Here is a 22,898-nt window from a genome sequence, read left to right as displayed (position 1 = left end):
GGGATTGCTTTATTTCTTTTTCTTCTTCCTGGTGTCTTTCTTATCGACCGCCTTCTTCTCTACAGGCGGAAACTTAGGAACCAGATTCATTAATCGCAATATCTGTTTTTGTCGTTTCAATAGGTAAGCCGAAGGCTTCGCAGAGTTAAACCGTATCGGGTTAGGGAGCGTAGCGGCAATCAGTGCGCACTGTCCTGAGCTCAACTTGGCAGCTGTTGTGTTGAATTTATACTTTGCGGTAGCCTGTGCGCCATAAATCCCTTTTCCCATTTCGATAGAGTTGAGATATACCTCCATAATCCGTTCTTTCGACCAGAATAACTCTATCAGAAAGGTGAAATAAACTTCGAAACCTTTGCGTACCCAAGACGATTGCGGCCACAGGAACACATTCTTGGCTGTCTGCTGGCTGATGGTACTTGCTCCGCGCTTCCGTTTCCGTTTCTCGTTCTCCTTCATCGCTTTCTCTATCTCGATGAAATCGAATCCGTTGTGTTCGGCAAAGCGGTTGTCTTCGGAGGCGATGACCGCCATCGGCAGGTGAGGAGATATCTTATCAAAAGAAACCCACGTGTGTTTCCACGTGGGTTTATCTCCTGACGCAAGCTGCTGTACACTTCGGATGACCATCAGCGGAGTGACATACACCGGCATAAAGCGGTAGACGATCACAGCCAGAATGGTAGATGCAAAGAAGAAAATCAGCAGGTTGCGCGCATAACGCAATATTTTTTTAATTGGAAGCGGCCTGTGCATCTTTAATCATCTGCTCACTTGCGTACATGTAAACTTCTACACGACGATTCTGTTCTCTTCCGGCAGCTGTGTCGTTGCTGGCGATAGGATCGCTTTCGCCCATTCCCTGCACACCTTTAATCTGATTGGAAGAAACGCCGCAGTTTAACAGGTAGCTGGCTACACTCTGTGCACGTTCCTGTGACAAGTTCAGATTCTTCTGACGGCTTTGTTCGGCGGTACTGTTTCTCCAGCCCTGATTGTCGGTATATCCGTAGATGGATACGTCCATGTCTCTGTTCTGGTTGAGTACGTTGTTGGCGAACTTGCTCAATGCAGACTTGGCAGCAGCACTCAGAGTCGCATTACCGGTAGTGAAAAGAATACCTGAATCGAATGTAACTTTTACTGCCTGCAATCCGTTGTTGTCAGTTATCTGCTCTACTTGTGCGCCTTCAATTTGTTTTGCTTCTGCTGCCGCTTTATCCATCTTCTTTCCGATAAGGGCACCTGTTCCTGCACCTACTGCAGTACCGATAGCCGCACCGATGGCAGCACCCTTGCCTTTACCGATAACACCGCCGAGGATAGCACCCAATGCAGCACCCGAACCACCGCCGATTGCGGCACCTTTGCCCGTATTGTTCATGCTTGCGCAGCCACTGAATATCATGGTTATACTCATGAAGAGAACCATCCATTTCATCTTGTTCATAATGCAATGTTTTTTAAATAGGTTTATAAAATAATACTTTAATAAATTAACAACGCAAAGATACATATTATTTGCCAAGGTCATACTTTTTAGGTTAAAATAACTCCGGATGATCTTTGTATATGTAAAATAACAAACGACACGGCTACCTTGTTGACACGGAAGGCAGATTTAAGCATTTTTTCCTGATCATGGTGAACCATCCCAGGAGAATCAGCCCTTTGGCAATCGTTGTGACGCATACTGCCCACCAGATACCTTCTACTCCCATGCCCATCCGTACAAACAGGATGGCAAGCGGAATACGCATATAGTTGCATACGATGCTGACAATGGCAGGAGGCACGGTACGCCCGATGCCGTAGAACACTCCCTGCATTGTGATTTCGAGCATCATAAACAGCTGCGAATATCCGTCGATACGCAGAAATACACCTCCGGCTTCGTAAGCCGCCTGTTCGGGGACAAAGATCGAAAAGACCTCATTGCCGTAAAAGACAAACAGCAGCGTGCAGAAAGTCCCGAAGATTCCCGTCATCCATAGGGTGGTGTGCCAGGCTTTCAGTACCCGTTCTATTCGTCCGGCGGCGAAGTTCTGGGCAATAAAGGCGCTGAGTGCGGTGGAGAAACCTTGGGAGGTATTCCAGGTGATGGCTTCTATCTGTCCGCCGGTGGTGAAAGTCATCAGTCCGATGTGTCCGCCCTGTTCGGATGCGGTACGGCAGAGGAACATATTGACGAAGGCGAACAGTGTGTTTAGGGTAGCTACGGGCAGGCCTAGTTTCAGAATACGCCGCGTGTACTTTTTCTTCAGTCGGGAGAAGAAGGGGAAACCACCGAGCAGGGCGTCTTTGCGGAAACGCAGCTGGTAGATGAAGATGGCGAAAACCGTTGCCTGCGAGAGCCATGTAGCGTAGGCGGCACCGTTTGTTCCCAGACCGAAGCCGAAGATAAACAGAGGGTCGAGAATGATATTCATAATCAGTCCCGTCCCACTGATATAGAATGGAATTTTGCTTCGTCCCGCTGCATTATAGATACCTGTGAAGGCAGCGGACAGGAATATGAACGGCAATGCGGTGGAAATAATCCGCAGGTATTCGATGGCATTGGCTGTGATGTGCTCTTCTAGTTCATAGATGCGGATAATGGGGCTTGCGAACATGAACAGCAGTCCGCCCCAGCAGATCGAAATGATCAGAGCAATCGTGATATTGTGTGAAGCGAACTGGCGTGCATCTTCCTGATTCTGCGCGCCGATGGATTGACCTACGCTGACTTCGGACCCTACCTTATTTAATAAGGAGATAGAACCGGACATCCACGTCAGGATTCCTACCGAACCGATGGCGGCGACTGCCTCACTGCCCAGTCGTCCCACCCATGCCATATCTGTAAGGCTGTATGCCATCTGTATAAACGACGTTGCCATGATAGGCATCGCCAGATTGAAAAGTTGGCGGTTGATAGGGCCGTGTGTCAGATTCTTAATTCCTTGCATATCATTTTTTCTATTTAAAAGGAGGCGCAAAGATACATAAAATTACTATCTTCGCACATCAAATATTCATTAATCAAAGTATACAGATACTATGAAACAGAAATTCTCTTCTCTTTTTGTATTGCTGGTCCTGCTATTGACAGGACTGCAAGTCTCGGCACAAAGTACGCCAAAACCATTTGATATTGAACAGCCTTCTCTTCGTGTTTTCCTGCCGGCACCGGAACTGGCGACAGGTCGTGCTGTGGTAGCCTGTCCGGGTGGGGGATACTCCGGCTTGGCGGTCAATCACGAAGGGTATGACTGGGCGCCGTATTTCAACAAACAAGGAATTGCATTGATTGTTCTCAAATACCGGATGCCGAAAGGCGACCGCACCCTCCCGATCTCCGACGCCGAAGCAGCCATGAAAATGGTACGTGACAGCGCTGACGTATGGAATCTGAATCCGAATGATATTGGTATCATGGGGTCTTCTGCCGGAGGCCATCTAGCTTCGACCATCGCTACACATGCGCCTGAAGCACTTCGTCCCAACTTCCAGATTCTCTTCTATCCGGTGATCACGATGGACAAATCTTTCACTCACATGGGCTCTCATGACAATCTGTTGGGCAAGGACGCTTCTGCCGATCTGGAAAAAGAATTCTCCAACGAGAAGCAAGTGACCAAAGAGACTCCCCGTGCTTTCATTGTTTATAGCGATGATGACAAGGTAGTTCCTCCTGCCAACGGAGTCAACTATTATCTGGCTTTAAATAAGAAAGGTGTTCCTTCCGTTCTCCATATTTATCCTACAGGCGGACACGGTTGGGGAATCCGTGAAGATTTCCTCTACAAGAGTGAAATGCAGAACGAACTGACTTCTTGGTTGCGTAGTTTCAAGGCTCCTCGCAAAGATGCCGTCCGTGTGGCTTGCATCGGCAACAGTATTACGTTCGGAGCAGGAATAAGAAATCGCAGCCGCGACAGCTATCCTTCCGTACTGGCCCGTATGCTGGGCGACAGCTACTGGGTGAAAAACTTCGGAGTGAGCGCCCGTACCATGCTGAACAAAGGAGATCATCCTTATATGAACGAACCTGCTTATAAGAATGCGTTAGCTTTTAATCCTAATATCGTCGTTATCAAACTTGGTACAAACGACAGCAAATCATTCAACTGGAAATACAAAGCAGACTTCATGAAAGATGCGCAGACCATGATCGACGCTTTCAAAGGTCTTCCTTCACAGCCGAAGATTTATCTCTGCTATCCTTCCAAAGCTTATCTGACAGGTGACGGCATCAACGATGATATTATCTCTAAAGAAATCATTCCGATGATCAAGAAGCTCGCCAAGAAAAACGACCTGTCTGTTATAGACCTCCATACTGCTATGGACGGAATGCCCGAACTCTTTCCGGACCGTATTCATCCGAACGAAAAGGGAGCGCAGGTAATGGCAAAAGCTGTCTATCAATCTATCTCTACTTTAAAATAAAAAATATGTTACCGATCATTGAGCTTTTAACCGGATAATTGTATTAATAATATAGCCCCTGATAAAAGAAAGGAGAATATTATGATTAGAACAGTTGCTGTCTTTGTTTTTGTGTCTTTTGCTTGTGTTGCTACTGCCTTTTCTCAAACTATAGAAAAGGAGAATAAAATAGATGTGCAAAAGAAAAATAGCTCCGCGGAAGTGAGCGGACGGCAGTTGCCCGAAGCAAAAAACATAGAACCGAAGTTACCGGATATAGAGGCTAAAAAGCTCGCAACAGATGATAAGTCCATGCAGACATACGGTCTGACACCTTCAAGTCCTGCATCGGGCTTATCTCCCTATTCTTACGATTTTCCGGCATTGCTGGAAAGTAATCCGACATTGACGGATTTTTATAATTTTCGTCAGCATTCTATGAATGGACAACTTTCCTTTATTGGGAGTGCAGAACAAAAGACTTATCTGGGATTGGGGCAATATGTAGCGGTAAATGCCGGAATACGCTGGATTCCTTCTCAAAGATTTTTCGTTGAAGCGGGAGGGGACTTGAGTCGGCAATTCTATTTGGCTTTGCCTATAGCGAGGCAAGATATAGCGGGAATATATACGAGAATGCGTTATTCTTTAGTCAGAAATGTCCGGTTAAATGTCTGGGGACAATATTTTATGGGGGGAAATACACCTCCTCCGGCTTATAATCCGTTATTTCCACATACAGGGGTAGGAGCCTCTATCTCGGTCGATGTGAAAAAGAATACGGAAGTAAGTGTCGGTGCGGAATACCAGTACGACAAAAAATCAAGAGAATGGAAAATGGAAACGTCAGGCCGCGTATCCATTGGCTTTTGACACATATTTCATCATTCATTTGGCTCTGTTATTTATTTCTCATATCTTTGACGCATTAAAATTATAATGTTTCATTAAAACTAGTGGATGTTTAACTCATCATTTATTACATCGGATTTGGTCTGATAAGAATCTGTTCACTTTAACAGATTCGAACTTCCATACTTTCGGATAATCTTTCCGGAAGTGATTTTCCTATATTATATAACTTTAGTTTTTATACCCGCATACAATAGCGAAAGCATTGTTGTGCTTTTACGTGTATGCTATATACATTAAAATAATGAGTAACGAAAATAATAATCTGTCATTATATGGTTGGAGTGATAATCTATTCCGGCAAAAACAAATCTCACAATATAAAGATATGTCTCATGGACGAATCATCGTGACACATAAAACCTGTTATGAAGTAGTTGCAGAGGATGGTGTATATTTGTGCGAGTTAACAGGAAATATGATTTATGGCAGAGTGCCTGATGAATATCCTTGTACGGGCGATTGGGTGATTTTTCAGCCATTCGATGCAAACAAAGGGATTATAGTTGATATATTGCCCCGTGAACGGGCGTTGTATCGAAAGAAGAACGGAAGGGTAGCCGACCGGCAGGCCATTGCTTCTTACGTCGATAAGGCATTTATTGTGCAAAGCCTTGATGATAATTTCAATGTTCGCAGGGCGGAACGTTTCATTGCCCAGGTAATGGAAGAAAAAATCAAACCGGTATTAGTGCTCAATAAAGCCGATTTAGGTTGTGACAGACAGAAAATAGATGAAGCGATCAAACACATTGCCCGTCAGTTTCCTGTATTTATCACAAGTATTCGTCAACCTCAAACGATTCTTCGGTTGCGGGAATCCATAACAAAAGGCGAAACAGTTGTGTTTGTCGGCTCTTCGGGTGTCGGCAAGAGTTCTTTGGTGAATGCCCTTTGCGGGAAATCGGTATTGAATACTTCTGATATAAGCCTGTCTACAGGGAAGGGGCGGCATACTTCGACTCGTCGGGAAATGGTATTGATGGATGGCTCAGGTGTTTTAATCGACACTCCGGGTGTTCGGGAATTTGGTTTGGCGATTGACAATCCCGATTCGCTCACCGAAATGTTTGAAATATCCGACTATGCGGAATCATGCCGTTTCAGCGATTGTAAACATATCGACGAGCCGGGTTGTGCTGTTTTAGAGGCGGTACATAATGGTACGTTAGATCATAAGGTATATGAGAGTTATCTGAAACTCAGACGAGAAGCATGGCACTTCTCCGCTTCCGAACATGAAAAACGTAAAAAGGAGAAATCCTTTACGAAACTCGTAGAAGAAGTGAAGAAACGCAAGGCTAATTTCTAAAGAACTATTGAAGCAGGGAATGCCGGTACTTTATCAGACAAGGTGATACTGTATGACGGCTTCTCTGCTTCTTATTGTTTGGTAAGAGTTTACGGCAACTATTCTCTTGCTTTTAGAGTAAAGGCATTTCAACTCTTGTGACATGTTCCTCTTCGGGTACATCCGGATTGCTGTAATAATACTCTATTGATGTTCCCGAGGCCTTGTAGCCATTTGTTTTTATCCATTCGGTCATCTCATTGTACAGCTGTGCCAGTTCATTGTAATTTCCTCTGTGCAGACATACGACTATTCTTCTGGCGGGGAGGATGACAGATTGTATTTTTTCGTCACCTTGTAAAGGTTTCGAAGATTTCAGTCCGATAATCATTTTTATACGATCTTCGGTCAGGCTTTCGAAGTCGGGGTACTCTACGAAGGGGATATCCGTGGTTACTTCTCCCTGTTTCTTGAATAAAGAGTCTATTCTTACAAAATTCTCTCCGATAGCCTGTGACATACCTTTCATGTAGGTTTGTACTTCAATAGCCAAAGCGGGCTGTTCCGGCTGCTGTAAAAGCATGATTTCTGATATCTTTGCCATAGATTCTGTTTTAATGGTGATTATTTCCGTATGACCGGTATATATATTTCTGTTAGTAATTCCGACGTTTCCGTGGTGGACGGATGATTCATATACATCTCAAAGCTGAATGTGCTTTGGGGATGGTATTTACTTTTCGGAAACCATTCCTCATAAATGCTCCTGTACACTTTGTGTAAAGAAGAATAGCTCCCCGTATGTCTGAACACGGCATATCGCCCTCCGGGAATTTGCATGATTCCCGGTACCGGTCTCGCTTTAGTATCATCGCGAAGGGTGATGCCTAGATAGAACCGGCACTTCTCCGTAGGCGTAATCGACGGATCGTCCATGCTAAGGCTGATAAACTTGTCATATCGTGGGTCTGCTTCATACTGTTCGGCATGATGCAGTAGTTTATTCCAAAGTAATCTGTATTTTAGTTTGTTTTTATACGCTTCACCCACTTCGATGCAGAATATCTTTATCGGGCTGATCACTTTTATCTCCGGTTTTATGTTTGTTGCCGGATTTTCACCGTTCGGTCTGTGCTTCTCTCTGTATTGAGAAGTTGATATACCAAAATGTTTCTTAAAAGCTTTGGCGATACTGTATTTAGTCTGATAACTCGTTTTCTATGATTTGCTTTAGCGTATAGTCCGTAGAGATCAGCAGATGTGCAACGTGTTCCATGCGCAAACGCTGTATGTAACTGCCGATATTCTCTCCGGTAGCGGTGCGGAACACTCTTCTGAAATGAAATTTGGACAGTCCGCTCATCGAACTCAGCGTGTCGGTATTCAGTACCTCCGTCAGATGACCGTTGATGTACACTATTATGTTCTGAATCATCTTATGATGAAGGCTGCTTGTCTCTTGCTTTTGCCGCCATCTGTTCAGTGTGGGAAGGCGTTTGTCCAGTATCTCCCTCAGCTCTTTCGGAGAATAGTCCGTGTCTGCGTATTCATTATATTTATCTGTATATTTTATCCAGATGTCGATCATTTCCCACATGGATATATCAACAATGTATTTCCCATCCTTCAGGCAGTAATAACAAAACTCATCACTCCTCGAACCGTCAGAGTTGGTGCCTAAATATTCCTCCACGTCGAAGCGGAGCGGCATTCCGCAGCTTTGGCAATATCTTTTATTTATTTCTGATTCAACCATTTGACTAATCTTGCATTCTTTGCAAAAATAAGCTATTTTTTCAGTAAACAGTTGTCCGGAATAGCCATCTTTTTATTAACAAATGTTCATTTCCGCTATTTCTTAAAGTTGTATCTTTGCCGCGCTTTTATAATATATAAGGTAAAGATGGAAACAATAACTGGAAAAAGAAGTTTATCATTCTATGAGCCGATTGTTTGGTGTAGGTCTGTTTGTCATCGATTCGATATTGGATATGTTTTGGGCTTTATGTAGAGTCTTATATCTATGTTCTGTGTATATTAATAAAAAAACCTCTGATAATCAATGATTATCAGAGGTTTTTTACTCCGTGATCCAGCTGGGGCTCGAACCCAGGACCCCAACATTAAAAGTGTTGTGCTCTACCTGCTGAGCTACTGAATCAATCCTTTATGCTTTCTTTCGAATTGCGGGTGCAAAGGTAGAACATTTTTTTAGAACTCCAAAGCATTTCAAACATTTTTCTTATCTTTGTGCCATTATCAACAATATACAATCATTAATATATGGCTGACGATAAAAAAATCATCTTCTCAATGGTGGGAGTGAGCAAAGCTTTCCAACCAAATAAAAATGTACTGAAAGACATTTACCTGTCGTTCTTCTATGGAGCGAAGATTGGTATTATCGGTCTGAACGGTTCCGGTAAATCTACCTTATTGAAGATTATCGCGGGGCTGGAGAAATCCTATCAGGGAGAAGTGGTCTTCTCTCCGGGATATTCTGTGGGCTATTTGGCACAAGAACCTTATCTGGACGACACAAAGACAGTAAAAGAAGTAGTAATGGAAGGTGTGCAACCGATCGTTGACGCACTGGCAGAATACGAAGAAATCAATCAGAAATTCGGTTTGCCCGAGTATTATGAAGATCAGGACAAGATGGATATACTTTTCGCCCGTCAGGGAGAATTGCAAGATATCATCGACGCAACTGATGCATGGAATCTGGACAGTAAACTGGAACGTGCGATGGATGCGCTCCGTTGTCCGCCCGAAGATCAGCCGGTGGTGAATCTCTCCGGAGGTGAACGCCGTCGTGTCGCTCTTTGCCGTTTGTTGTTGCAGAAACCGGACATCCTGTTGCTCGATGAGCCTACCAACCACTTGGATGCTGAATCTATCGACTGGCTGGAACAACATTTGCAGCAATACGAAGGTACAGTTATCGCCGTAACTCACGACCGTTACTTCCTTGATCACGTTGCCGGATGGATTCTCGAACTCGACCGTGGCGAAGGTATCCCTTGGAAGGGAAACTACTCATCCTGGCTGGAACAGAAGACCAAACGGATGGAAATGGAAGAAAAGACCGCCAGCAAGCGTCGTAAAACACTGGAACGTGAGTTGGAATGGGTGCGCATGGCTCCGAAAGCTCGTCAGGCGAAAGGAAAAGCCCGTCTTAATTCATACGACAAGTTGCTGAATGAAGACTTGAAGGAGAAAGAAGAGAAGCTGGAAATCTTTATCCCGAATGGTCCCCGTCTGGGTAATAAGGTAATCGAGGCAAAACACGTAGCGAAGGCATACGGCGACAAACTGCTGTTCGATGATCTGAACTTTATGCTTCCTCCTAACGGTATTGTCGGTGTCATCGGTCCTAACGGTGCAGGAAAAACAACTCTTTTCCGTCTGATTATGGGATTGGAAACGGTAGATAAAGGTGAGTTTGAAGTAGGAGAGACCGTAAAGGTATCCTATGTAGACCAGCAGCATAAAGACATTGACCCGAACAAGAGCGTCTATCAGGTAATCTCCGGTGGTAATGATTTGATCCGTATGGGTGGACGTGATATCAATGCACGTGCGTACCTGTCCCGTTTCAACTTTGCCGGTGCCGATCAGGAAAAACTTTGTGGTGTTCTTTCCGGTGGTGAAAGAAACCGTCTGCATCTGGCGATCGCTCTGAAAGAAGAAGGTAACGTTCTGCTGCTCGATGAGCCGACCAATGACATTGACGTGAACACCCTTCGTGCTTTGGAGGAAGGTTTGGAAGACTTTGCAGGGTGTGCGGTAGTCATCTCTCACGACCGTTGGTTCCTTGATCGTATCTGTACGCATATCCTCGCTTTTGAAGGAGACTCTAATGTATTCTACTTTGAAGGTTCCTATTCAGAATATGAGGAAAACAAATTGAAGCGTCTAGGCAATGAAGAGCCGAAGCGTGTTCGTTATAGAAACCTAATGACTGACTAGTATTTGCTGACAGATTACAAGTTAAATCTCACTTAATATACGAAAGTGAAAGGCTCTGCAAACATTGCAGGGCCTTTATTGTTTTCGAAAGCAATAAAATGTTTATCTCTCTTAAAAGAATGTAGCATAATTGTCATCTAAGTCTAAATAATATTAATTATCTTTGTGCACAGTTTCAATGAAACAAACAATTAGTATTAACTAATAAATTACATTATGTTGAAGAGAATGCGGTCTTTTTTAGTGGTCGTAATGTTACTGATTACTGCTACGATGAGTGCGCAAGTTACCACAGCAAGTATGAGTGGTAAAGTAACAGCACAAGATGAACCTATTATTGGAGCAACGATCGTTGCTATTCACGAGCCCTCCGGTACCCGCTATGGTACAGTGACCAATGTCAGTGGGCAATTCAATCTGCAAGGTATGCGTACAGGCGGTCCTTACAAAGTCGAAATCACCTATGTCGGCTATCAGTCAGCCATTTACAAGGGCATCCAGTTGTCATTAGGAGAAAACTACGTATTGAATGTTTCTTTGAAAGAAAGTTCAGAGTTGTTGGATGAAGTAGTAGTAACAGCACCAAAAACTATCGAAAAAATAGGTACTGTTACTAATGTAAGTGAACGTCAGATGAACACTTTACCTACTATTAACAGAAGTATAACAGATTTCACAAAGCTCTCTCCTTATGCAGGTGGAAGCAGTTCTTTTGCGGGGCGTGATGGACGTTATAACAATATAACGATTGATGGTGCTTCGTTTAATAATAGTTTCGGATTAAGTTCTAATAATTTACCTGGAGGAGATTCTCAACCCATATCTTTAGATGCAATCGATGAGATTACTGTAAATGTCTCTCCTTACGATGTTAAATATTCCAACTTCACAGGTGCTTCTATTAATGCTGTAACAAAAAGTGGAACAAACTCATTTTCGGGTACTGCATATACCTATCATAAACCAAGAGGATTTGCAGGGAGCTCTATTGACGGTGAGGATATTCTTAAAGCAAAAGAATACAACTCTCATTCATATGGTGTAACTTTTGGAGGTCCAATCATTAAGAATAAGCTTTTCTTCTTCTTGAATGCTGAAATTGAAAATAAGGAAACTCCGGGGGTAACTTGGCTTCCTAATCAAGATCAAAATGGAACAGGGGATAGCGGAAAACGTATCTCACGTACTTGGGTGGGTGATATGCGTACTATCAGTGACTTTGTTAAAACTAAATATGATTATGACCCCGGACAGTATGAGAACTTCAATAATTTCCAAAGTGATAATTGGAAGTTAATGGCTCGTATTGATTGGAATATACATCAGAACCATAAGTTGACAGTGCGTTTTAATTCTGTTTCCTCAGAAGATGACAGAGAAGTAAGCGCTAAGTCCACTATTATAACTAGTACTAATTCTAATCGTTATGGTTTGGATGCCTTTTCTTTTGGTAATTCAAACTATAAGATGAAAAACGTAGTAACATCGATAACAGGCGAGTTAAATAGTCGTTTCTCGAATAATGTTCAGAATAAACTGTTAGCCACATATACTCATATTAGTGATACACGCGAGCAGAAAGGCTCTGATTTTCCTTTTGTCGATATATATAAGGACGGAAAGCAATATATAACTTTAGGTACAGAAGTGTTTACTCCTAATAATCAGGTTATCAATAATGTATTTAGTCTTGTTGATAATGTGAGTATATCATTAGGAAAACATGAATTGCTTGCTGGCGTTTCTTTTGAACGCCAATATTTTAAAAACTCTTATTTGAGAGGCCCTTACGGATATTATCGTTATGATTCAATGGATGATTTTATGCAGGGAAAAGTACCTACCATTTATGGTATTACATATGGGTATAATGGTAATGATGCTCCAGGTTCTGAGTTGACATTCGGAATGGCTGGTGTGTATGCCCAAGACGTATGGTCTCTTACTCCTAATTTTCGTTTGACTTATGGCTTACGTCTGGATATGCCAATATATATGAATTCATTGGATTCTAACAAGTCAATAGAGGAATTAGCTTTTGTAAATAATACTCATGTCGATATTTCTAAGTGGCCGAAGACGCAAGTCTTGTTTTCGCCAAGAGTCGGTTTTAATTGGGATGTAAAAGGTGATCGCTCCGTAATTGTATCAGGAGGTACAGGAATCTTTACTGGATTGTTACCTTTTGTATGGTTCACTAATCAACCAAGTAATTCGGGCTTATACCAAAATATGGTAGAGTATAATACACAAAAAAATCCGGGCTCTTTACCTGCTGACTTTGGTTTTAATCCTAATTATAGAGAAACTCTGCAGAAATATCCCAGTTTATTTCCTTCTACACCTTCAGAGCAAGCACCTGATGTTATAGCATATGTAGATCCTAAGTTTAAGATGCCGCAAGTTTGGCGTAGTAATTTGAATGTGGATATTCAACTGCCGTATGATTTTATGTTATCTGTTGGAGCAATGTATACAAGAGATATTTATAATGTTGCGCAGATCAATATGAATGAGGCTGAGCCTACGGGTGTGTATAATGAACAACCGGATCGTATTTATTGGGCTTCAAAAAAATACGAGTATAATGATTATACTAATGGTAAGAATGTAGTAGTAAAACTTTCTAATGGAGAAGATAAAGGATATCAATATTCTTTTAATGCTATTTTGACAAAGAAATACGATTTTGGTTTTACAGGGTCTATCGGCTATACTTATACAATGGCTAAAGATCTGACTGCAAATCCTGGGTCAGCACCTAATTCAGCATGGCAAAATAATGTGGCAGTAAATTCATTGAATGATCCTGGAGTATCTTATTCTTTATTTTCTACGCCCCATCGTATTATTGCTAATGCTTCTTATGAAATTAATTATGCTAAATGCTTAAAGACAACATTCTCGTTATTTTATTCAGGATATCATACAGGACGTTATTCCTATACATATTATAATGATATGAATGGTGATGGCAATTATTCGGATTTAATATACGTGCCTAACTCTCAGGATGAAATGACCTTTGTTGATATTACAGATAAAAGTGGTGCTATTACTTATTCTGCTGTAGATCAAGCTAAAGATTTTTGGGATTTTGTGAACAATGATTCTTATCTTAAAGATCGTAAGGGAAAATATGTGGAACGTAATGGATCTTTAACACCTTGGATTAATCGCTTTGATTTTAAAATTGCTCAGGATTTTTATGCAACTTTAGGTGGGCGTAAATATGGAATACAGGTTAGCCTTGATATGCTGAATGTAGGAAATATGATTAATTCAAAATGGGGAGCATATCAATCTTGTGGTCTCAAGAGTTATGACAATGTACAGTTATTAAAAACTGCTAGCAAAGTTGGTGAACCCTTGACTTACCAGATAAATGCTAATTCACGTGAAGCTTTTAAAGAAAGATCATCATGGCAATATACCAATACCATTGGTAGTGCATGGTCTATGCAATTAGGAGTAAAAGTTACTTTCTAATACAAGTTTTAAAATTAAAAAGAAGGATTTTATTTTAATGGGAAGCCAGTTAATTCATAATGAGTTAACTGGCTTTTTTGTAGCCTTTCTATATAGTGATATACAGCGTAAGGTTTATAACCTCATTCTCATCACCACCGGATTATGATCACTATACTCCAAATCCGGAGAGAAGTAATCTACCCCTTGAAACTCAGACGAATGGAGGATATAGTCGATTCTCAGCAGATGCTTGAAATATCGGAAAGTGTACATATACCCATGTCCGCAGGTCTGAAAGCCATCATTCATCTTTTCTCCTTTTACAGTTTGATATACATATGAAGAAGGGAGAGAGTTGAAGTCACCGCATACCAGGGTGGGATAGGGAGAATCGGAAATCAATTGATTGATATGTTCAGCTTGTGCGGCACGTTTCTTGAAGTTCTCATGCAGACCATCGGCAAGGGTGAGAGCGGCACGTTCCGCACGGTCGGTATCGTCTGCACGAAGTTCTTTTTCCAGTTTGCGCTTGTTGCGGCTGACTTCCGTAGTCTGCAGATGATTGTTGAACAGACGGATTGTTTGGCCGTTAATGTCGATATCACACCACAGGCTGCAGTTGTTGGAATTTGGGTAGGTGACGAGCTGCTTCTCCTTGATAGGATAACGGCTGAACACAGCCAGTTGCAAAAGACTCTCTCCGGCAGGAGAAGAAGGTACATAGTAATACGGCCATTCGGAAAGAACGGTGCGAAGACTGTCAGTACCAAATTCATGATTGATCCCAAACTCTTGAAAACAGAAGATATCTACACCGAGCTCCTTCATGTAAGCAGCGATTTCCTTGCATGAGAAACCTGTGTGCTCGTGATTAAAGCTGTTAACGTTATAGGTGGCAATAGTCAGTGCTGATTCGGTGGCCCTTTCGTTTTTCTTCAGAGATTCAGTATTCGGTTGGGAAGCCGAATCGAAAAGCGGGGACTGGAGGACACGGGTCAGATACCCCAAATTTCCCAGTATGGCGATTAAAGGAATGAAAACCCAGCATCGCCAGCGAACCGTCCAATAGATGGCAGAGACGACATTAGCCAGCAAAAGCATCGGCAGAACCAATCCGATAAAGGGCATCAGCTTAAAGCCGCCCGGCGAAGCATCTCCGGCGAAGGCTCCGGCTAATGTGAAACCTGCCAGAATGCTCGTCAGCAGGATAGACAGGTAGTAAAGTAATCTATATAAGGCTTTCATTTTATGGTAACCATTTATTAATCATATCCTTGAGCTTCGCTTGAGAGATCGGCTTGGCGATGAAGTCGCTGCATCCGGCATCCATTGCAGCTATCTGATCCTGTTGATAAGCATAAGCACTTTGTGCGATAATGGGCACAGTATGAGAAAGCTCACGAATGATCTTCGTAGCCTCCAGACCGTCGAGATTAGGCATTTTGATATCCATCAGAATAAGGTCAGGCTTCGCTTCATCGTATGAGGTAACGGCCTCCATACCGTCCCGTGCACGTATAAGCCTGTACTTTCTTCCAAGAATAGCCTTCAGCAAGTCGAAGTTACTGTCCTCATCTTCCGCTATCAGAATAGTCCGCTGGCTTGGAGAGGCATTGGCGGAAATACTACCGGAACTATCATCGTCCGTACTTCCGGAAGTCTTTTCGGAATCCTCCTTGACAGACGTTTCTGCTGGCGTCTCCGTAGAAGCCGGGTCAATCTTCATCGAACCCGTGCCGGTCGGATTTTCATTTGCATTCCCTTCCTGCCGTTTTTCCTCCTTCGTATTTTCGGTCGATTGTTCCGACTCGTAAGGCAGGGTGAACGTGAAAGTCGTCCCTTGACCTACCACCGAAGAAACGGAGATTTCACCTCCCAGCCGTTCGACAATTGTTTTACAGATAGACAGTCCGAGCCCCGTCCCCTGCGCATAGTTGTTCAACTTGGCGAAACGTTCGAACACACGTCCTATCTTCTCCGGTTCGATGCCCGTACCGGTATCAGTCACGTGGAAAACGATCTGATTACCTACCAGTTTATATCCGTAACTAATGCTGCCTGCTTTCGTGAATTTGAATGCGTTACCTATCAGATTCGAGAACACCTGGAACACCCGGTTCTTGTCAGTCTCTATCACCAGTCCGTTTTCGGATGGCTCGTAGATCAGTTGTACCCCTTGCGGCGTGCGAAATACGTGAGCGTCATGTACTTCTTTACACAGACTGTTGATATTTATCGGTGCGCTGGTGAACTCGATAATGCCCGATTCGATCTTCGAAAGATCAAGAATTTCGTTGATCAGTTGCAGCAGACGTTCGTTGTTGGCTTCGACGATCTCATAAAATGTTTTACGTTCTTCCTTATTTTCACTTTCGGCTATCAGATGTGAGAAGCCGACGATGGCATTCAGAGGTGTGCGTATTTCATGACTCATGTTGGCGAGGAAAGCAGACTTCAGTTTGTCCGACATTTCGGCTTTCTCTTTGGATGTCTGAAGTTCCCGTTTGATTTTTTCCAGCTCCGTGATGTCCCATTCGATGCTGACGATGATGGGGGAGGAAAGTTCGTCTCCGTCCACCCGTATTTTCCGTTTGTCGAGGATGATCTCGTTTCCGTTTTTGTCTTTCCCTTCGGTTGTCCAGTGCAGTCCCCGTCCGGTGGTGGCAACTAGTGTATCTTCCTCCCTTTTCTTTTCTGCCACTTCGGGGGGATAGTAGTCGAAGTCATTCTTGCCGATAGATTCGCCGATGCACAGATTCCGGTTGTACGATTCCCGGTTGCGGTAGATATATCGGAAATCGTTGTTGATCTCCTTGACGACAATTCCGGCGGGGAGGTTGTCGATGGTAGTATCCATGATCAGGTTGAGTCGTTTGATTTGCGCTTCGTAGTGCAGTCGCTCGGATATGTCGTGGGAGAATGACCAGTAACTTTCTTCACCGGAGTCATTGGTGACGTTGTACATGATTCCCTCGTAAGCCAATATATTCTTGCTGACCTTCGAAGGATGATGGGCGACGAAACTTCTGCTTCCTCCGTGCAGGATATCCTTGCAGCGTTCATGCCAGTCTTCCTGCGTGTTCATATCGCCGGCGATTTCATAGATTTTCAGTTTGCCGATCTCCTCACTTTCCGGGATGCCGTGGTTGTGGAGGAACTGGCGGTTGGCGAAGATCAGCGTACCGTCCTCTTTGGCGGCGAAGATGCTCTCCTTTGCGTTGTTGATGGCGTGCGTCAGCGTGTTGATGTCGTTTCTGCGACGCTGTATGTCGGTGATGTTCTGGATGTAACCTTCGATGTTGCAGCTGCCGTTCGGTAGTTCGTCTCGCAGATAAGCCTGAAGGCGCATATAGTAAATCTCTCCGGCGACACGGACCCGATAGCTGATACTTTCTTCGTTGAGTCCTTCCTCATTCTTCCGGCACCAGCTGGTGAAGCTCAGGCGGTCTTCTTCGACGATAAATTCCTGATATTTCTCCAGAGAGATACTTCTGGAAGATTCCTCGCACAATACTCCGGTGTAGCCCATGTAATGGAAGACATTGTCGCGGGTGTTGTACATCCACTGTCCGATCTGAGCCACTTTCTGTATCTCCCTCAGATTTCGGTTTACCTGTTCCAGCTGGCGTTTCACGTTGCTTCGCTGGGTGATGTCCCGATATTGGCAGAGCACCATGTCATCGTAAGGATACATGATACACTTGAAATAATAGGTATTATCCTCCAGTTCCAGCTTGTAGTTCTTGCTGATGCTTCGCTGTTCCCGAAGCACGGTCTGGAAGGTGCTGTAAACCTTCTCACGGGTATGCTCGGGCATACGTTCGAATATATTTTTTCCTAAAAGCCTCTCTTCTTGTAAAAACCATAAATTGCTATGAATATCAATATCAATGCAAATGCCATTTCTATCGACTAATAGCATGGTGTCGGCGGTCAACTTCAGTATTCTTTGCGCATTATCTGCCTCATGTAATGTTCTGTTCATGCTTGTCCGATTAGATTTATAAGATTCTGTTTCATGCAAAGATAGCAAAATATTTGATTCTCTGTTCTTATTTTTCGGCACGTTTTGCTTTTTCCCAGGCGCCGCTTCCTTTTTTCTTTTCAGATAGCCGATTCCTTTGAGCACATTCACGTTCATGAATAAGAAATAATAGGGAATAAACAGTACTTTATTCTTTATTTGTCTGGTAGAGAGGTAATATCCCCAGTATCCCATTCCGTAGAAAAGAATCTGTAACCCCAGCAGGGTGCCATAAAACAGGGGAGATTCGCCCAATAGCAAAACGACTATATTCAGTGGCAACAGCGCAAACAGCAGGAATGGAGTGACAGACCAGCGCAATACCCGGTGCGACGTGTACTGAAAACTCAGGATTCCGTAATGGAAAGGATTCAGCAACGGGCGCAGACGCCAGATCGACTGTAACCCTCCGGCAGCGATGCGCACTTTTCGTTTTTCCTCTTCACCCATATCTGCCGATCCGCTTTCGATGGCGTAGGCATTGGTGCAGTAGGCGATGGTGTATCCTTTCATGGCGATGCGGAGAGAGAGGATGAAGTCGTCGAGCAACGTATCCGGTTCCATCGGTTCGAAGAGTTCGCGGCGGACGGCAAACAGTTCTCCGGCAGCGCCTACAGCCGAGTAGAGGCGGGAGTCGAGCGCTTTCAGTGTCGATTCGTATTTCCAGTAGATGCCTTCGCCTCCGGCGGCTGCTCCGTCTTTCGTCTGTACGGCTATGCGTTTTTCTCCTGCCACGCAGCCTACTTTCGGGTTTTGAAAAGCCAGTACGATTTCATGGATTGCCTCGCTGTTGACCATCGTGTTGGCGTCCGTAAAGACGACAAGCGGGGTCCGGACGAGTGTCATTCCTCGTGTCATGGCGGCTGTCTTTCCCTGCCGTTTCGGCTGGAAGTAGACGGTTGCTTTTCCGTTCCAGCGAGTTTGGAGACGGTCGTTTGTGCCGTCATCGCTTCCGTCCGTCACCCAGACGATGCGGAGTTTGTCCGCAGGGTAGTCCAGGGCGAGGCTGTTCTCCATCTTTTCGTCCACCACGTCTTCTTCGTTGAAGGCGGTGATGAAGAGGGTTACTTCCGGCAGGTCACTGTCCGGTGGCAGCACCCGTTTCACGGGTTTCACGAAAAGCTCTTTCAGCTTGACGAGGGCGTAGAGGACGATACCGTAGCCCAGATAGGTGTAGAACACCATGAACAGGGCGGACCAGAAGATGATTTCGAGGATGAGGGTTTCGTTCATAGCTATATTCTCGTTTAATAGATGTTTGTTGATTTACTTATTGAAGTCGTTTTTTTAGTGCCTCTTTTTTAGCCGATTCTTTCAGTATGTTTACAAAGTAGAGGGCGTCTGCTTTGTTGGAAGCATCGGAAGGATTGGCCTCATATCGTTTTACGAAATTCTCGGCGTGTTCAAACAGGTATTTCCGACAGTCGATATTGAGCATGATACCGTCTTTGTAGTCAGCATAAGATAGTCCGGTCAATGCATCATTTCCTTCGATAGAAACAATGTCATACATGCTAATTCCCGGCAAATTGATAGTGGTAGAAGGATAGTAGAAGAACTTTTCTCCCGGTAAATTTACTGTTAATTTGAAAGAACTTGCGTCTATTTGTGCTATACTAATATGGCTGTTTAAACGATAATAGTTATATTCATAATATTCTTCCTGGCTTGGAAACCATAACGAATCATCCCCATCTTTACCATAATTACTATTTAACCATAATAAAAAGTCGATCCAATTGTTGTCCGTACCATGAACACCTATGCAGATTGCTTTACGTTCTTCTTTGGGTAATTTTAGCAGGTCAGTAATCTGTTGTTTAAAATATGCTGGTGAATCGTTAAACTCCCGTTCTATCAGAGATTTTTGTAAAGTTTCAGACACTTGATACGGATATAGGGTAATTGCTCCTGCTTGTGCGGTCATCGTTTGAATTTCCGGACATTGAAGAGCAGCAGTTACGTATGTTTTATTTCCATTGGGTTCAGCAAGAAATTTACATCCCCTTCCTGTGAGTTTCTCTACAATAATGTTTTGGGCAATATCAAAATGTTCCAATATTTGTATTGGATCATTAGCATCTTTTGTCATTACATCATGGAGGGCAATGCCTGTTCCATAGTTCAACATCTCTCGTATGTTATCCCATATAAGTCCGGATTTCATATAAAAACGATAATAGTTTGCAGTAAACCCCGGCAGTACGTTTGTTTCAGCATCCATCCATTTTTCTTCAGGGGCAAGAGTGGTAGTAATAGCAAACCGAACTTCATTTCCTGCTCCGTCTGTACATCCCAAAGATTGGTTGGCGGAAATAATAGTAGGGGGAAGATCCCCTTTTTGCAAATGTTTGATGTCAAAATATAATTGATGTTTCATATTCTGATCAGTGGGAGTTGGAGTAGGATAAGGTATTGAACTTGAGATCGGTTTACCGTTTATTGCAGCCCACGTACGGCAAAAAGCAGCCTGCATGCAGTCGTCTTGTGTTAGCATCAACATCCATGTCTTATTGTATTTTAAATGAGGGATTTCGACATTAATATCTTTGGTCTGTATTTCTTTTTTTGTGTGGATAATGATTTCTGCTGTAACGTTTGCTGTTTCTTTGTCGAAAGGATACATATAGACGGGAGTAGAATCTGTATCTTTTTCGTTATTGTCTTGTCCTGTATTTCTATTCTCATCGTATAGATTCATTTTTCTTATACAGGAAGTATAGGTGAAAAGACAAGCTGTTACTAAGATGATATTTACTATATATTTTGCCATATCCATAATGATTTTGATGAGACCTTATTTGATGAGATTAGAGTCTTTATCTTTGTATGCCGTCTTTTTGATAAAGAGTCCGGTGATTTCTTTCAGTGCTTTGATTACCCGTATCCATATATTATCAATCAGTGATCCTTCAGAATTTAGGGTTCCATTACTTGTAAGCACTCGTGCTTTGCGACTTGTAATAAATACGATTTTTCCATACGGTTTCATAGCTAATGCTAACGAACCGTCTTCTCCGCGGATAATATCTGTACGAAATCCAAACCGACGTCCTATTTCCGTATTAAAACTGAAAGCCATACCTCGCACACAGAGTTCAGGACGCTGGATGGCTTGTAAGCGGAGGTATATATCGCGCAGGCCTTCGTAGCACCATAGTCCGAATCGGGAATGTCTTTCGTCAACCATAAAACTCCATAAACTGAATGTACATGCAACCTTCGGATTCATTAGATATTTTACATGCGTTTCAATGTAATGCGGTGGATATAAAGTATCTGCATCAATACAAATATGATATTTTCCTTTTGCATGGTCCAATCCGCATTGGCGGGCATATCCCGGACCTTTCTTCGTTTCGTTATAATAGGTAACTCCCAATGATTTTAATATTTCTTCCGTTTTATCCGTTGAATTGTTGTTAACGGCTATTATTTCAATGGGGAAATGGCAATGATTCTCGGAGAGTGACCAGATACAACTTATCAGATGACGTTCCTCATTGTGTGCAATGAGTACAACCGATACCAGTGGAGAATCGTTTTGACGTTCTTTGAGTTGTCTTTTGACTTTGCGGATACTATCGTCAGAAATCTCATCAAAAGATTTCCCGTATACTTCCAGATAAGTTTTATACCACTTTACCATATGTTGTTCTGTTATTTAGAAGAATAAGTTAATGATTCGAATAAGTTTTTCCATTGTGGCATCACATTTTCCGGCAGAAAGCGTTTTACGTTTTCCCTGGCTTTGTGTCCCATCTTGATGCGTACATTTTCATTCTCAATCAGATAGCAGATTTTGTCTGCAAGTTCCTTGATATTTTCTTTCTCCACTAGTAGACCGTCTTCATGGTCTTTTATAATATTCGAAGGACCATGCGGACAGTCAAATGAGACACAGGGTATACCACATGACATTGCTTCTGCCAAAACGAGTCCAAAACCTTCGTATCGGCTTGATAAGACAAATATCGAACTCATACAGTATTTTTCGGCTATATTCGATACAGTGTGATGAAGCAGACAATTATTATTTAGTTGTAGTTCATCTATTAGTTTGGTGAACTTCTCTTTCAGGTCGCCTTCTCCATAAATATGTAGTTTCCAGTCCGGATGTCTTTGGGCGACAATGCTCCAGGCGGGGATTAGCATATCAAATCCTTTTTGGGGCGCATATCGCCCTACAGCAATAGCATTATGTGACAGAATATCTGTTTGTTTTCCTTCTACAGGAGTAGAAATAGGATTAGGGATGATGCTGATATTAGTCAGTTCCGGCCAGTCTTTAGCTCCTTCACTTGTAAGTATAATCACTCTGGACAGTTTAGACAGGTTTTTGACAAATCTGTTTGCCCATCTTTTCTTTATCATGTTGACAATCGGGCTTTTACGTTTCAGTGCTTCTGCGCCATAGGCGTAGCGGCTGACGTGAAACTCTCCGATTTTCAGGCTACCGTCTTTCAATTTAGTGATAAAGTTCAGTTCCCGGCGCATGGTTGAGATAGTAATGTCCGGTTTCAGTTCGTTCAATAGATTCGATAGTCGTTGTTTAAACCGATAGTAGCGGAACGGATACTTCAGCACTTTACTTACTATGGATTGAGAGTAGGGCAGGTCGAAAGATACTCCTAAGTCGATATGCTTTACTTTGGGGGATAATGGAAAGTGTGGTGCTTTACCCATTTGTTCGGATGTAATGATGGTGATGTCGTATCCTTCAAAATGTTCTGCAAAATAATTGGCTTTGAATGTAACTATCCGTTCTATTCCGCCAGGTGCCTGTAGTGAGGGCAGGTAATAGGCTATCTTCAT

General features: G+C 43.1%; 14 protein-coding genes, 1 tRNA gene and 2 pseudogenes. 5 read left to right on the top strand and 12 right to left on the bottom strand.

What is annotated here, in order from left to right; genetic code table 11:
- Window positions 1-9 precede the first annotated feature (9 nt).
- The 3 genes from mtgA to BT_RS06030 form a co-directional block, all read right to left on the bottom strand.
- A complete protein-coding gene (gene mtgA / locus BT_RS06040; RefSeq protein ID WP_011107650.1) occupies window positions 10-756 on the bottom strand; it encodes a monofunctional biosynthetic peptidoglycan transglycosylase in 747 nt (248 codons plus the stop codon).
- Entirely contained in the window at window positions 734-1,450 is a 717-nt protein-coding gene (locus BT_RS06035; RefSeq protein WP_008765906.1) for an OmpA family protein, read from the bottom strand. Before BT_RS06035 ends, mtgA begins: the two co-directional genes overlap by 23 nt.
- A 145-nt stretch (window positions 1,451-1,595) precedes the next feature.
- Window positions 1,596-2,951: an MATE family efflux transporter gene (locus tag BT_RS06030; RefSeq protein WP_008763445.1), complete on the bottom strand. Its 1,356-nt coding sequence runs from the start codon at window positions 2,949-2,951 to the stop codon at window positions 1,596-1,598.
- A gap of 91 nt (window positions 2,952-3,042) precedes the next feature.
- Here BT_RS06030 and BT_RS06025 point away from each other — a divergent pair, with 91 nt between their 5' ends.
- The 3 genes from BT_RS06025 (at window position 3,043) to rsgA (ending at window position 6,637) form a co-directional block, all read left to right on the top strand.
- Window positions 3,043-4,434: a GDSL-type esterase/lipase family protein gene (locus tag BT_RS06025; protein ID WP_008765905.1), complete on the top strand. Its 1,392-nt coding sequence runs from the start codon at window positions 3,043-3,045 to the stop codon at window positions 4,432-4,434.
- Between the two features lie 81 nt (window positions 4,435-4,515).
- Window positions 4,516-5,286, top strand: a complete 771-nt coding sequence (locus BT_RS06020; RefSeq protein WP_008765904.1) for a hypothetical protein — start codon at window positions 4,516-4,518, stop codon at window positions 5,284-5,286.
- Window positions 5,287-5,569: 283 nt separating this feature from the next.
- Window positions 5,570-6,637, top strand: a complete 1,068-nt coding sequence (rsgA, locus tag BT_RS06015) for a ribosome small subunit-dependent GTPase A (protein ID WP_011107648.1) — start codon at window positions 5,570-5,572, stop codon at window positions 6,635-6,637.
- 112 nt (window positions 6,638-6,749) lie between these two features.
- Here rsgA and BT_RS06010 read toward each other — a convergent pair whose 3' ends face one another.
- From BT_RS06010 to BT_RS06000, 3 genes and pseudogenes are all read right to left on the bottom strand, one after another.
- Window positions 6,750-7,220, bottom strand: coding sequence for a GyrI-like domain-containing protein (locus BT_RS06010; protein WP_011107647.1), 471 nt, complete (start codon window positions 7,218-7,220; stop codon window positions 6,750-6,752).
- Between the two features lie 20 nt (window positions 7,221-7,240).
- A pseudogene (locus BT_RS24895) lies at window positions 7,241-8,372 on the bottom strand (GyrI-like domain-containing protein).
- 332 nt (window positions 8,373-8,704) lie between these two features.
- Window positions 8,705-8,777, bottom strand: a tRNA-Lys gene (locus BT_RS06000).
- Window positions 8,778-8,899: 122 nt separating this feature from the next.
- On the opposite strand from BT_RS06000, the gene ettA reads away from it, so the two are divergent.
- Both ettA and BT_RS05990 read left to right on the top strand, forming a co-directional pair.
- On the top strand, window positions 8,900-10,588 hold the full coding sequence (gene ettA, locus BT_RS05995; protein WP_008763451.1) for an energy-dependent translational throttle protein EttA: 1,689 nt from the start codon (window positions 8,900-8,902) through the stop codon (window positions 10,586-10,588).
- 216 nt (window positions 10,589-10,804) lie between these two features.
- Window positions 10,805-14,077, top strand: a complete 3,273-nt coding sequence (locus tag BT_RS05990) for a TonB-dependent receptor (RefSeq protein ID WP_008765900.1) — start codon at window positions 10,805-10,807, stop codon at window positions 14,075-14,077.
- A gap of 114 nt (window positions 14,078-14,191) precedes the next feature.
- On the opposite strand, the gene BT_RS05985 is transcribed toward BT_RS05990, so the two are convergent.
- From BT_RS05985 to BT_RS05960, 6 genes and pseudogenes are all read right to left on the bottom strand, one after another.
- Window positions 14,192-15,304: an endonuclease/exonuclease/phosphatase family protein gene (locus tag BT_RS05985; RefSeq protein ID WP_008765899.1), complete on the bottom strand. Its 1,113-nt coding sequence runs from the start codon at window positions 15,302-15,304 to the stop codon at window positions 14,192-14,194.
- A gap of 1 nt (window position 15,305) precedes the next feature.
- Window positions 15,306-18,044 (bottom strand): hybrid sensor histidine kinase/response regulator, encoded by a 2,739-nt coding sequence (locus tag BT_RS05980; protein ID WP_008765898.1) that lies wholly within the window; start codon window positions 18,042-18,044, stop codon window positions 15,306-15,308.
- A gap of 67 nt (window positions 18,045-18,111) precedes the next feature.
- Window positions 18,112-19,316 (bottom strand): annotated as a pseudogene (locus tag BT_RS05975) (glycosyltransferase family 2 protein).
- Window positions 19,317-19,353: 37 nt separating this feature from the next.
- Entirely contained in the window at window positions 19,354-20,856 is a 1,503-nt protein-coding gene (locus BT_RS05970; protein ID WP_008765896.1) for a hypothetical protein, read from the bottom strand.
- A 24-nt stretch (window positions 20,857-20,880) separates the two neighbouring features.
- Window positions 20,881-21,732, bottom strand: coding sequence for a glycosyltransferase family 2 protein (locus BT_RS05965; RefSeq protein ID WP_008765895.1), 852 nt, complete (start codon window positions 21,730-21,732; stop codon window positions 20,881-20,883).
- Between the two features lie 11 nt (window positions 21,733-21,743).
- On the bottom strand, window positions 21,744-22,898 hold the full coding sequence (locus tag BT_RS05960) for a glycosyltransferase family 4 protein (RefSeq protein ID WP_011107643.1): 1,155 nt from the start codon (window positions 22,896-22,898) through the stop codon (window positions 21,744-21,746).

This window comes from Bacteroides thetaiotaomicron VPI-5482 (genome assembly GCF_000011065.1).
Taxonomy (GTDB): Bacteria; Bacteroidota; Bacteroidia; order Bacteroidales; family Bacteroidaceae; genus Bacteroides; species Bacteroides thetaiotaomicron.
Note: the sequence above shows the minus strand (reverse complement) of the source record. Positions and strands in the feature narration are given on the sequence as shown.

Bases quoted from the DNA above. Each gene is read 5' to 3' on its own strand.
- mtgA (WP_011107650.1), bottom strand. From the start codon at position 756: ATGCACAGGCCGCTTCCAATTAAAAAAATATTGCGTTATGCGCGCAAC.
- BT_RS06035 (WP_008765906.1), bottom strand. From the start codon at position 1,450: ATGAACAAGATGAAATGGATGGTTCTCTTCATGAGTATAACCATGATA.
- BT_RS06030 (WP_008763445.1), bottom strand. From the start codon at position 2,951: ATGCAAGGAATTAAGAATCTGACACACGGCCCTATCAACCGCCAACTT.
- BT_RS06025 (WP_008765905.1), top strand. From the start codon at position 3,043: ATGAAACAGAAATTCTCTTCTCTTTTTGTATTGCTGGTCCTGCTATTG.
- BT_RS06020 (WP_008765904.1), top strand. From the start codon at position 4,516: ATGATTAGAACAGTTGCTGTCTTTGTTTTTGTGTCTTTTGCTTGTGTT.
- rsgA (WP_011107648.1), top strand. From the start codon at position 5,570: ATGAGTAACGAAAATAATAATCTGTCATTATATGGTTGGAGTGATAAT.
- BT_RS06010 (WP_011107647.1), bottom strand. From the start codon at position 7,220: ATGGCAAAGATATCAGAAATCATGCTTTTACAGCAGCCGGAACAGCCC.
- ettA (WP_008763451.1), top strand. From the start codon at position 8,900: ATGGCTGACGATAAAAAAATCATCTTCTCAATGGTGGGAGTGAGCAAA.
- BT_RS05990 (WP_008765900.1), top strand. From the start codon at position 10,805: ATGTTGAAGAGAATGCGGTCTTTTTTAGTGGTCGTAATGTTACTGATT.
- BT_RS05985 (WP_008765899.1), bottom strand. From the start codon at position 15,304: ATGAAAGCCTTATATAGATTACTTTACTACCTGTCTATCCTGCTGACG.
- BT_RS05980 (WP_008765898.1), bottom strand. From the start codon at position 18,044: ATGAACAGAACATTACATGAGGCAGATAATGCGCAAAGAATACTGAAG.
- BT_RS05970 (WP_008765896.1), bottom strand. From the start codon at position 20,856: ATGGCAAAATATATAGTAAATATCATCTTAGTAACAGCTTGTCTTTTC.
- BT_RS05965 (WP_008765895.1), bottom strand. From the start codon at position 21,732: ATGGTAAAGTGGTATAAAACTTATCTGGAAGTATACGGGAAATCTTTT.
- BT_RS05960 (WP_011107643.1), bottom strand. From the start codon at position 22,898: ATGAAGATAGCCTATTACCTGCCCTCACTACAGGCACCTGGCGGAATA.